This is a genomic window from Endothiovibrio diazotrophicus, assembly GCF_054657215.1.
On record NZ_BAAHXB010000150.1, the window covers coordinates 1 to 12,049 of the forward strand.

The following is a 12,049-nucleotide window of genomic DNA, read 5'->3' on the forward strand; positions in this document are numbered from 1 at the left end:
CTCGCGCCGCATACCTACTTCCCTGTAGGCAACCCTTTGCGCAACGCCGCCGGGCGGAGCGGATCGGCGTTCCAAAACAGGAAGTTATTCTTTCGCGAGCCCTAAGGACCGCTCCCACATCAACATCCCGACAAACATGAAGGATTGCGCCCCAGCGCAATCCTTACCAGGGCATGAAGTTGTGCATGAAGTTCATCGGCGGCGAGATGCTGCGGTTCATCACCCCCACATCGCGGCTCATCCGATCGGTGGAGCCGGCCATCACCGTCATGTTCTTGTTCATGCTGGCGATGTTCTGATCGATGCTCTTCATCGAGTCCATGTTGTCCATGTGGCCGGCCACCACCTTCATGTCTTCGGACATCGGCTTCATCACCGCCACCGAATCGGTCATCTTCTCCATCTCGGCGGTCATGATGTCCATCTTGGCGGTCATCCTGGCAACGTTGTGCGAGACATCCTGCATGTTGGACGCAACCACTTGCAGGTTGGCCGCCATCGAACGCTCGACACTCTGTGCCAATACCGAGACGTCCTTGGTCAGGCTGTAGACCAGGTAGAAGCCGTAGCCGGCCAGCACCACGAAGGCGAAGAGCGCCGGGTAGACGATGATCTCCCAACGCCGCGCGCTCGCCTCGAAGGCCGATAGGAAACGCTCCATGCGGTCGTTGCTGATCGCTGCGCCGCATTCCGTGGTCATGGAGTTGGCAGGCTCACCACGCGGGCTATCCGGGTCGTGGAAGCCAATCTCCTGCTCAGAGGTCTGTTGACTCATTTAGTTATCCTGGCAAGTTCGGTATACGCGCCGAAGCTCCCTCTTCCTGGCACGGGTCCACCTCGATCATCCGCTCGCCGAGTTCCATCGGCTGATTCCCAAGCCTAGGCAGATCGGCAAATATTAGCAACTAATAATATTCGGACGAGGCCGCGATTTTCTCCGGTTTCTCAACCCTACCACGAAAGGCCCGGAAGGTACCTTGATCGAGACCGGCAACGCGGATGAAATATTTCCCGTCAACCGGCCCGCAGGATGCGACCGCTGACCAGATCACGGATCTCGCTGGGGCGGGCGCGGTCGCCCAGCGGTCCGTTGAGCACTCCGTCGAGGGAGGTACCGAAATAGCGGCGCACCGCCACGGCGGAGCGCGGTGGCGGTCGACCGGCGGGATTGGCACTGGTGGAGATCAGGGGCCCGCCGAAGGCATCGCAGAGGGCGCGGGTGAGGGGGTGGGCGGTGACCCGCACCGCCAGGGTGACGTGGCGCCCGGTGAGCCAGCGGGGTGTCGTCGGCGCGGCCGGGAAGAGCCAGGTGACCGGCCCCGGCCAGGAGGCGGCGGCGCGGGCCAGTGCCGCATCGTCGGGGACGGCGACGAATGGACGCAGGGCCTCGAACGACGAGGCCACCAGGATCAGCCCCTTCTCCACCGAGCGCCCCTTCAATGCCAGCAGCCGCGCCACCGCCCGTGCGTCGAGCGGATCGCAGGCCAGCCCGTAGACCGCCTCGGTGGGATGGGCCACCACCCCCCCGCTACGCAACGCCCGCCCCGCCAAGCGCAGCGCCAACTCGCCGGCCATCAGCGGAAGAGTTGCCCGTCAACGAACGCGAATGAAGGCAAATAGAAGGGGATTTTCATCCAGGATTTCTTCTCTTATTTGCGTCCATTCGCGTTCATTTGCGGACAAATTTCTGCATTACGCGAGGCCAAGCTCTTTCTGGACCTCCTCGTTGCGGGCGAGGATCTTCTGCTTGTTGCGCGCGCGCTCATCGCGCAGCTTCTGGGCCAGCCCCGCGTCGGAGACGGCCATGATCTGGGCGGCCAGGTAACCGGCATTCTTGGCGCCGGCCTTGCCGATGGCCACGGTAGCGACCGGAATACCGCCGGGCATCTGCACGGTGGAGAGCAGGGCGTCCTGGCCCTTCAGCGGGCCGCCGTCCATCGGTACGCCGATCACCGGGCGGACGGTGATCGCGGAGACCGCGCCGGCCAGGTGGGCGGCCAGCCCCGCGGCGCAGATGAAGGCCTGGCAGCCGCGTCCCTCGGCGTCGGTGACGTAGTCGTGGGTCGCCTCGGGGGTGCGGTGGGCGGAGTGGATGCGCACCTCATAGCGGATCCCGAAGGATTTCAGCACCTCGAAGGTGGCCTGCATCGTGGGCAGATCGGAATCGGAGCCCATCAGGATGGCGATGAAGGGAGTACTCATGGGTCGGGTACCTCTGAATGTTGGAGAGGAAAGAGAAAAGATAAAAGTCAGAGAGGACGACGCCCAAACCGCGACCGATGCGATGCCCGAAGGACGATGGGAACCAGGGACACGGAAGGACAATGGTATCCCGCGCCGAAGGCGGCAATGGCGAAGCCCGCTCCGACCTCGCCGAACACACCATCTCTTCTGACTTTTATCTTTTATCTTTCCTCTTTCCCCTCACCCATCGTCATCCTCGGTCTCTACCATCTCGGCATAGCCGCAGCCGCGCTGCGGGCAGACCTTCTCGGTGCCGCGGCGCTTGGTGGTCTTCAGGGTGAGTACCGGCCAGGAGCACTTCGGGCAGGTCTCGCGCAGCGGCGGGTTCCACACCGCGTAGTCGCAGGCGGGATAGGTGGAGCAGGAGTAGAAGATCTTGCCGTTGCGCGACTTGCGCTTGAGCAGGGTCCCCTTGCCGCAGCTCGGGCAGGGCACGCCGGTGTCCTCGGGCTTCTCCAGCGGCTCGATGTGGCGGCACTTGGGGTAGTTGTTGCAGCCGATGAACTTGCCGTAGCGCCCCTTCTTCACCACCAGATCGCCACCGCACTTGGGGCACTTGCGATCGGCGATCACCTCCGGCTCGGCGGCGGCGTCTTCGGCGTTCTCGTCGAGGTTGCGGGTGTAGTCGCACTCCGGATAGGCAGTGCAGCCGATGAAGCGGCCGCGCTTGCCGAGACGGATCGCCAGGGGGGCGCCGCACTTCGGGCACTTCTCGTCCAACGCCTCCTGGGTCACGTCCTTGCGCGAGACGCTCTGCTCCTTGTCGTCGATCAGCGCCTTGAACGGCCCCCAGAACTGCTCCATCAGCGGCACCCAGCTCTCCTCGCCGCGGGAGACCGCATCGAGCTCGTCCTCCAACGAGGCGGTGAAGCCGTAGTCGACGTACTTGGTGAAGTGCTCGGTGAGGAACTTGCCGACGATGCGACCGACGTCGGTGGGTTCGAAGCGGCGCTTCTCCTGGGTGACGTATTCACGCTGGATCAGGGTGGAGATGATCGCCGCATAGGTGGAGGGACGGCCGATGCCGTGCTCCTCCAGGGCCTTCACCAGGCTCGCCTCGGTGTAGCGCGGCGGCGGCTCGGTGAAGTGCTGGTTGGCGACCACCTTGAGCAGATCGACCGCGTCGCCCTCCTGCATCGGCGGCAGGATACGCCCCTCGTCGTCGTCCTTTTTGGCGTCGTCCACGTCCTCCTGGTAGACGCTCATGAAGCCGGGATCGACGATGGTCGAGCCGGTGGCGCGGAACAGGTTGCCCTCGCCGGCGGCCAGATCGACGCTCACCGTGTCGATGGTGGCATGCTGCATCTGGCAGGCGATGGTGCGCTTCCAGACCAGCTCGTAGAGCTTGAACTGGTCGACGGTGAGGTGTCCCTTGAGGGACTCGGGGGCGATCCGCGCAGAGGTCGGGCGGATCGCCTCGTGGGCCTCCTGGGCGTTCTTCGCGCTGGTCTTGAACTGGCGCGGCTGCTTGGGCAGCTTGTCGGCGCCGAAACGTTCGGCGATCAGCTCGCGGATGTCGGCCAACGCCTCCTGGGCGAGGTTGACCGAGTCGGTACGCATGTAGGTGATCAGACCGACGTTGCCCTCACCGGTATCGACGCCTTCATACAGCTGTTGGGCGGTGCGCATGGTCTTCTGCGCCGAGAAGCGCAGCTTGCGCGCCGCCTCCTGCTGCAGGGTGGAGGTGATGAAGGGGGCGGCCGGGTTGCGCCGACGCTGCTTCTTCTGCACCTCGGCGACAGTCAGCCGACCGGCCGCCGCCTGCTCGATCGCCTGCTGGATCTGCGCGGCACGTTCGCCGTCGGCGATGTCGAACTGCTTCAGCTTGTCGCCGTCGTAGACCTGGAGCTTGGCCGGGAAGGGCTGGCCGTCCTTGGCGCAGTCGGCCACCATCGACCAGTATTCGCGGGTGACGAACTTCTCGATCTCCGCCTCGCGCTCGACGATCATGCGCAGAGCGGGGCTCTGCACCCGGCCGGCGGAGAGACCGCGGCGCACCTTCTTCCACAGCAGCGGCGAGAGGTTGAAGCCGACCAGATAGTCCAGCGCGCGGCGCGCCTGCTGGGCGTCGATCAGCTCCTGGGAGAGCTCGCGCGGGTGCTCCACCGCCTCCTGGATCGCCTTTTTGGTGATCTCGTGGAACACCACCCGGTAGACCGGCTTCTCCTTGAGCAGCTTCTTCTCCCGCAGGATCTCCACCAAGTGCCAGGAGATCGCCTCGCCTTCGCGATCGGGGTCGGTGGCGAGGTAGAGGGCATCGGCCGCCTTCACCGCCTTGGCGATCGCCGCGACGTGCTTCTCGTTTTTCTCGATCACCCGGTACTTCATGGCGAAGCCGGCGCTGGGGTCGACCGCGCCCTCTTTGGGCACCAGGTCGCGCACGTGGCCGTAGGAGGCGAGCACCTCGAAGCCCGGGCCCAGGTATTTTTTGATCGTCCGCGCCTTGGCCGGCGACTCGACGACGACGAGATTCTTGCTCATGCCGAAATTTCAGTACTGCTTAGACGAAGACGGGGACCAAAGGCCCCCGGGGATCGGTCCGTTGTGCGTTTGAAACCGAGTAGTCTGTCAATGAAGTATTGACGGGTTCAGCGGGCCCGGGAAGGGGGTAGCTACAAGGCGCGCATCGCAGGCAATGGCGACCCTTTGCCAAGATGCGCAACGCGGTAGATGCCCCCTTCCCGGCCCGCCCTGCGGGAGCCCTCCCCAATGCGCTCATGCGGCGTTGCCGTCCTTGGGAAGGGCCCGCCATTCCCCGCGGACGGCGCCTTGCCTGAGCGCATTGGGGAGGGCTCTGAACCCGTCAATACTTCATTGACAGACTACTAGTGAACGTGTCCGATCATGGTGTCGAAGATGAGGTCTTCCATCCAGGCGTAGGCCTCCTCCTGGCCGGGCTGATTGAACAGCACCAGCAGGATCACCCACTTCAACTGCTCCAGACCGATCTCGTCCCCCTCCAGCGCCATCACCCGGTCGATCACCAGCTCGCGGCTGTTGGGGGTGAGGATCGACGACTGCTCCAGAAAGAGCAGGAAGCCGCGGCACTCCTTGTCCAGCCGTCCCATCTCGTGATCGGTATAGACGCGGATGGAGTGGTCCGCCGGCACCGAGATCTGGCCGCGATCGCGCCTTCCGCCGAGATCCTCGAGCCAGGCGAAGGCCTTGTTGATCTCCGCCCGGGTGAACCCGGCGGCCGTCAGCTCGGTCTCCAGGGCCTCCTGATCGGGGCCGTCCTCTATCTCTCCATCCATATAATTTTCAAAGAGATAGATCAGAACGTCCAGTACACTTTCTTTCATTGAGGCTCCTCATGGGGAGTGCGGAAATAGGTCCCTCCGGGGAGGCTTTCAACCTGTCCGTCCAGCTCCAGGACGAGGAGCATGGAGGAAACCGCCTCTGCCGTCAATCCGCTGCACGCCACCAGGCGGTCCATCGAAAGGGGGTCGAAACCGAGGCAATCGAGCAGCCGGCCGTACTCCCCATCCCGTTCCCCCCCCCCCGTTTCCGGTCCTCCCGCCGCCGCCCCTTCGGCACCGACGGCGAGGGCCACGCCGGCCAACTGACCGAGCTCCTCCAGGATGTCGGAGGCCTGCTCCACCAGCTTTGCCCCCTGACGGATCAAGCCATGGCAGCCGCGGGCCAGCGGATTGTGGATCGAGCCGGGGATGGCGAACACCTCGCGCCCCTGCTCGGCGGCGAGCCGGGCGGTGATCAGGGAGCCGGAACGAACCGCCGCCTCCACCACCAGGGTGCCGAGACTGAGCCCGGAGATGATCCGGTTGCGCCGCGGAAAGTGCTCCGGACGGGGGCCGACGCCGACGGGAAACTCCGAGACCAGCGCGCCCCGCTCGGCGATGCGGTGGGCCAGCTCCCGGTGGCGCGCCGGGTAGACCCGGTCGAGCCCGGTCCCCACCACCGCCACCGTCCGCCCGCCGCCATCCAGCGCCCCCTCGTGGGCGGCGGCATCCACGCCGAGGGCGAGTCCGCTGGTGATCACCAGCCCGGCACCGCCCAGGTGGCGGGCGAAATCGTAGGCGGCCCGCCGGCCGCCGGCGGTGGGAGTGCGGCTACCCACCACCGCCAATTGCAGCTCGCCGAGCATCGCGGGATCGCCACGCAGATAGAGCAGCGCAGGCGCGTCGGCGATCTCGCGCAACAGCGCGGGATAGGCGGGATCATTGAGGGTAACGAGGTGATTGCCCTCCTCCGCCAGCCAGGCCAGATCGGGCTCGATCAGGGAAGGGTCGGGGTCGACGATAAAATCGATCGCCGTCCGGCGCAGCCCCAGCGACTCCAACTCGGCGCGGGAGGCCTCGAACAGCGGCAGCGGCCCTCCCCACCGCTCCAGGACCGCCTGCATCGCCACCGGCCCCACCCCCGGCGTCCGCCACGCCAGCAACCACGCCTCCAGTTCGGTCAACGCCCCGCTCCCGGTAACGGCTTTGGTGGATGCGTTGCGCTTATCCACCCTACGACCCGCATCCCTACACCTCTTCCAATGACCTTTTCCGCAGCCGCGGAAAAGGTTAGGGGTTGCGCACCATATCGCCCACGTGGATCGCCCGTTCCGCCTCCATCACCAGCGCGTAGCTGATCCGATCGTAGGTCTGGAAGAGCAGCGCGAGCGCGGCACGCTGATCGGGCAGTTTGACCTCGGCATCCTGGAATCCGCCGGCGTAGGGGTCGCGAACCGTCCGCCCCCGCTGATAGACCGCCACCACGTCGCCCACCTGCATCCCGTGGCGACTGCCGCGGTCGATGACGATGGCGTTGTACTGGCCGATCTGGGTGAGTCCGTCGACCACGTCGATGATCCTCCCGGCCACCTCCACCACCGGCGCGACCGGATACATGTTGCGCTCGATCTGGGAGTCGTCGGCCGGGATCAGGCGATCACCCACCTGCACCTCGCGGGTGGAGCGCAACACCCGTAGGGTGGCCGGCTCACCATCCTCCACCAGTTGCGCCTCGCCGACGTGGACCGCCTCCTGGCCGAGCACGCCTGCGCGCTCCCCGGCCGGGTTGAACAGCCACTCCGCCCCACCGGTCACCTGGTCGAGATTGTCGGCCACCGGCGCATCCCCCTCGGTATAGAGCTTGCCGGGACGGACGATGGCGTAGAGCGGGTAGGGCTCACCCAGCTCCCTCGCGTGGAAAAGGTCACCGGCACCGATGATCATGTGCTCGTCGGCCGCGCTCACCACGTAGGGCGCCCCCAACAGCGCGCCCTCCGGAACGGCCCGGGTACGGGTGAAGAAATGGCGGATCACCTCGGCGCGGATCGTCGGAATGGCGCCGTCCACGTCGCTCACGCGGACCCGTGGCGACAGCTTCACCACCCGCATCCCCCGCTCCAGGCGCAATCGTGGCTGGCCATCGCCGTCGTAGACCAGATGGATCACGTCCCCCGGGTAGATCCAGTGGGGGTTGCGGATCTGCGGGTTGCCCGACCACACCTCCTTCCACCGCCACGGGTCGCGGAGAAAGCGTCCGGCGATATCCCACAGCGTGTCCCCGGGGACCACCGTGTAGCGGGTGGGATGATCGGCGGCGAGCTGGACGGACTCGGCCGCGGCAGCGGCACCGACGGCGCATAACAACGCGCCGACAAGCGCTCCGAGCAGGGGTTTGATAGACATGATTTGGCACACCTCGCGGGACCTCCGGACGGTGGCGATCGTCGGACCCCATCCGGTATCATCCCTTTTATGTGTTTTCGTGCGGCCCCGCCGAGCCAGCCCCGGCGCCGCCGAACCCCCCTTTCGACCGGGCGGGCAACCTAGCTGATCAAGCGGTTAGCGGTTATTGTTCACTATATTTATACATCCTGCCAGTAGCAGGAACCGAAGGCCCATGAGCATTCTCAACGTACTCCACTTCCCCGACCCCCGACTGCGCAATCGAGCCAAACCGGTGGAGCAGGTCGACGCGGGTATCCGCCGGCTGATCGGCGACATGTTCGAGACCATGTACGACGCCCCCGGCATCGGGCTGGCAGCGACCCAGGTAGACGTCGCCAAGCGCGTGGTGGTGATCGACGTCTCCGAGGAGAAGGACCAGCCCCTGGCGCTGGTCAACCCGGAGATCCTCGAACGCGACGGCACCGAGGACCACGAGGAGGGCTGCCTCTCGGTACCGGGGATCTACGAGAAGGTGACCCGCGCCGAGCGGGTCAAGGTGCGCGCCCTCGACCGTGACGGCAACCCCTTCGAACTGGAGGCCGACGGCCTGCTGGCGATCTGCATCCAGCACGAGATCGACCACCTCGACGGCAAGCTCTTCGTCGACTACCTCTCGCCGCTGAAACGCGAACGCATCCGCAAGAAACTGGAAAAACTGCGCAAGAAAACCATGTAGCCGCAGCACCGGTCTTCCGCGGATGATCGACGCGGAGAACGCAAAGACGCAGAGAACGCGGAGAAGAGATCCGAATGCGGCCTGCTTCCGCAGGCTTTTCGCGACCACCGGGTCAGACACGGGAATCCCACCCGGATCCAGCAGGGCCCCAGCCCATCAACTCCTCTTCTTTGCGTTCTCTGCGTCTTTGCGTTCTCCGCGTCCCCCATCCCAACCCCGAAAAGAACCCCCATGACCGAACCGCTCAAGATCGTCTTCGCCGGCACCCCCGAATTCGCGGTGTCCACCCTCCAGGCCCTGCTCGCCTCCCACCACCAGGTGGTGGCGGTCTACACCCAGCCCGACCGCCCCGCCGGGCGCGGCCGCAAGCTGCGCCCAAGCCCGGTCAAGGCGCTGGCGCTGGAGCACGACCTGCCGGTGGAGCAGCCGGTCAACTTCAAGGAGGCGGGCACCGTGACGCGCCTCGCCGCCTACGGCGCCGACCTGATGGTGGTGGTCGCCTACGGCCTGCTGCTCCCCCGCGCGGTGCTGGAGACTCCGCGGCTCGGCTGCGTCAACGTCCACGCCTCACTGTTGCCTCGCTGGCGGGGCGCGGCACCGATCCACCGCGCGGTGCTCGCCGGCGACGCCGAGAGCGGAGTGACCATCATGCAGATGGACGTCGGCCTCGACACCGGCGACATGCTGCTCAAAGGCACCACCCCGATCGGTCCCCGCGACACCACCGCCACCCTCCACGATCGCCTCGCGACGATGGGTGGGAAACTGCTGGTGGAGGCCGCCGGCCTGCTCGCCGCCGGGGCCGCCCGCCCCGAGCCCCAGGACGACGCCCTGGCCAACTACGCCCACAAGCTCTCCAAGGAGGAGGGGCGCATCGACTGGAGCCGCCCGGCGGCGGAACTGGACCGCCAGGTGCGCGCCTTCGACCCCTTCCCGGTGGCCTACACCCGGTGGCGCGACGACAACCTGCGCATCTGGACAGCGGAAGCGCTCCCCGGTAGCGGGGAAGCGGGACGCGTGGTGGCCGCCGGCAAGGCCGGGATCGACGTCGCCACCGGCAGTGGCCTGCTGCGCATCACCCGCCTGCAACCACCGGGAAAGAAGGCGATGGGCGCTTCCGACTTCCTCAATGCCCACGATCTGACCGACGCCCACTTCGACTGACCTCACCCTCCTACCCCCCCTCGCCGCAGCCGCCCCGCACGGGGCGGCCTTTTCCGCGCTTCCCGCCCCATACTACCCTCCGCTCCCAGATATACTAAGATTATTCTTACAACAAACTAAGTAGACGACTTACAACAAAATAAAGCATTTACTTATATTCCGATTAACGATTGCGACCGTTGCGCACGACCTCGTCGAGGAGCCGCCGCCATGCTCAAGAACTTCTCCATCGGTACCCGAATCGCCGCCGGATTCGGCCTCCTGCTCATCCTGGTCGCTGCCGCCATGATCCCCGCGGTACTCGCCAACTTCACCGCCGTCGTCGAGCAGTCGGAGCACGACAAGCTGACCTCGCTGTTCCTTAGCGCCGAGGCCGAACTCCATTCGGAAGAGCGGCTGGCGGAGGCCCTGGCGACCCTGGTGGCCAGCGAAAGCCACGTCCAGGAGCGCTTCGCCGCCGGCGACCGGGAGGCATTGGCCCGTGAGATGGTGCCGGTCTTCGAGGTCATGAAGGAGCGCTTCGCCGCCCGTCAGTTCCAGTTCCACCTGCCGCCGGCCACCTCCTTCCTGCGCGCCCACAAGGCGGCAAAATTCGGCGACGACCTATCCTCGTTCCGCAAGACGGTGGTCGCCACCAATGAGCGCAAGCAGCCGATCCACGGCCTGGAGAAGGGGGTCGCCGGTCTCGGCGTCCGCGGCATCGCCCCGGTCTCCTTCCAAGGGAGACACGTCGGCTCGGTGGAGTTCGGCATGTCCTTCGGCCAACCCTTCTTCGACGCCTTCAAGAAGGAGTACAACGCCGACATCGCGCTCCACCTGACCCGCGACGGCGGCTTCGAACCCTTCGGCTCCACCTTCGGCAAACGCTCGTTGCTCGGCACGGAGCGGCTGCGCGCCGCCCTGCAGGGCGACCCGGTGACCGACCGCGCCGACCTCGACGGCCAGCCGGTGGCCCTCTACGGCCACCGTATCGTCGACTACAGCGGCACCCCCATCGGCGTGCTCGAGATCGCCCTCGACCGCAGCGAGCAACTGGCCGGGATCGCCGGGGCGCGCAACACCATACTCGGCATCTGCGTCCTGTTCCTGGTACTCGGCGTCGGCGTCGCCGCCCTGATCACCGCGTCGATCAAGAGGCCGCTGTGCCTCGCCTGCGACGCCCTCGACGACATCGCCGAGGGCGAGGGCGATCTCACCCGCCGCCTGGAGGTCTCCGGCCGCGACGAGGTGGCGCGCCTCGGCATCGCCTTCAACCGTTTCGCCGAGCGGGTCCAGGGGATGGTGCGCGAGGTGGCCGGCTCCGCCGCCGAGCTCACCGAATCGGCCGACCAACTGGCGGCACTCACCGCCGGCACCGACCAGGAAGTGCAACGCAACCGTCACGAGATCGATCAGGTGGCCACCGCCATGAACCAGATGGCGGCAACCGTCCAGGAGGTGGCGCGCAACGCCAACGAGGCGGCCGGCGCCGCCGCCGAGGCCAACCGCGAAGCCGACCGCGGCAACCAGGTGGTGACCGAAACCAGCCGCGCCATCGACGCCCTGGCCGGCGAGATTGAACGCGCCTCCGAGGTGATCCACAAACTGGAGGAGGACAGCGAACGGATCGGCACGGTGCTCGACGTGATCCGCGGGATCGCCGAGCAGACCAACCTGCTGGCGCTCAATGCCGCCATCGAGGCGGCCCGCGCCGGCGAGCAGGGGCGCGGCTTCGCGGTGGTCGCCGACGAGGTGCGCACGCTCGCCTCGCGCACCCAGAAGTCCACCGAAGAGATCCAGCAGATGATCGAGCAGTTGCAGGAGCGGGCGCGCGGCGCGGTATCGGTGATGGAACAGAGTCGCCAGGGCGCCGGCCGCGGGGTCCAACAGGCCGCCGCCACCGGCGAATCGCTCGGCACCATCATCCAGGCGGTGGGCCGGATCAACGACATGAACACCCAGATCGCCAGCGCCGCCGAAGAGCAGTCGGCAGTGGCCGAGGAGATCAACCGCAACGTGGTCAACGTCAGCCAGGTGGTCGACCACACCGCCGATACCTCCCACCGGATCACCGAATCGAGCGACCGGCTCACCCGGCTGGCGGGGCATCTGCACGGCTTGATCGCGCAATTCAAGATTTGAATCAGGTGACAGGTGACAACAGGAGGATGTCGGTGCTCGATTTCCTGTCGACTCGTTCCCACGCTCTGCTTCTACTCGTTTCCACGCTCTGCGTGGAAACGTCTGCTTTGACGCTCCGCGTCATGCCAAACGAAGGCACCTAAATTCCAGCGCCCCTAGC

The 12,049-nt window shown here is 66.1% G+C and carries 10 protein-coding genes; 3 read left to right on the top strand and 7 right to left on the bottom strand.

What is annotated here, in order from left to right; genetic code table 11:
* Positions 1–163: 163 nt before the first annotated feature.
* The 7 genes from ACYQ2W_RS23550 to ACYQ2W_RS23580 form a co-directional block, all read right to left on the bottom strand.
* Positions 164–775, bottom strand: coding sequence for a hypothetical protein (locus ACYQ2W_RS23550; RefSeq protein ID WP_459872956.1), 612 nt, complete (start codon positions 773–775; stop codon positions 164–166).
* Between the two features lie 239 nt (positions 776–1,014).
* Positions 1,015–1,575 (bottom strand): L-threonylcarbamoyladenylate synthase type 1 TsaC, encoded by a 561-nt coding sequence (gene tsaC / locus ACYQ2W_RS23555; RefSeq protein ID WP_459872958.1) that lies wholly within the window; start codon positions 1,573–1,575, stop codon positions 1,015–1,017.
* A 117-nt stretch (positions 1,576–1,692) separates the two neighbouring features.
* Positions 1,693–2,202 carry a 5-(carboxyamino)imidazole ribonucleotide mutase gene (purE, locus tag ACYQ2W_RS23560; protein WP_459872960.1) on the bottom strand — a complete coding sequence of 170 codons (510 nt, stop codon included), beginning with the start codon at positions 2,200–2,202 and terminating at the stop codon, positions 1,693–1,695.
* A gap of 222 nt (positions 2,203–2,424) precedes the next feature.
* Positions 2,425–4,725, bottom strand: coding sequence for a type I DNA topoisomerase (gene topA, locus ACYQ2W_RS23565; protein WP_459872962.1), 2,301 nt, complete (start codon positions 4,723–4,725; stop codon positions 2,425–2,427).
* 344 nt (positions 4,726–5,069) lie between these two features.
* Positions 5,070–5,546 carry a DUF494 family protein gene (locus ACYQ2W_RS23570; protein ID WP_459872964.1) on the bottom strand — a complete coding sequence of 159 codons (477 nt, stop codon included), beginning with the start codon at positions 5,544–5,546 and terminating at the stop codon, positions 5,070–5,072.
* Positions 5,543–6,607, bottom strand: coding sequence for a DNA-processing protein DprA (gene dprA / locus ACYQ2W_RS23575; RefSeq protein ID WP_459872974.1), 1,065 nt, complete (start codon positions 6,605–6,607; stop codon positions 5,543–5,545). The genes ACYQ2W_RS23570 and dprA overlap by 4 nt, the downstream gene beginning before the upstream one ends.
* 166 nt (positions 6,608–6,773) lie before the next feature.
* The gene (locus tag ACYQ2W_RS23580) at positions 6,774–7,886 is read right to left on the bottom strand and encodes a LysM peptidoglycan-binding domain-containing protein (RefSeq protein ID WP_459872966.1); all 1,113 of its coding nucleotides are present in this window, start codon (positions 7,884–7,886) and stop codon (positions 6,774–6,776) included.
* Positions 7,887–8,100: 214 nt separating this feature from the next.
* Between ACYQ2W_RS23580 and def the strand changes: the two genes are divergently transcribed.
* From def to ACYQ2W_RS23595, 3 genes are all read left to right on the top strand, one after another.
* On the top strand, positions 8,101–8,604 hold the full coding sequence (def, locus tag ACYQ2W_RS23585) for a peptide deformylase (protein WP_459872968.1): 504 nt from the start codon (positions 8,101–8,103) through the stop codon (positions 8,602–8,604).
* Between the two features lie 231 nt (positions 8,605–8,835).
* Positions 8,836–9,768, top strand: coding sequence for a methionyl-tRNA formyltransferase (gene fmt / locus ACYQ2W_RS23590; RefSeq protein WP_459872970.1), 933 nt, complete (start codon positions 8,836–8,838; stop codon positions 9,766–9,768).
* Positions 9,769–9,978: 210 nt separating this feature from the next.
* A complete protein-coding gene (locus ACYQ2W_RS23595; RefSeq protein WP_459872972.1) occupies positions 9,979–11,889 on the top strand; it encodes a methyl-accepting chemotaxis protein in 1,911 nt (636 codons plus the stop codon).
* The last annotated feature ends 160 nt before the right edge of the window (positions 11,890–12,049 follow it).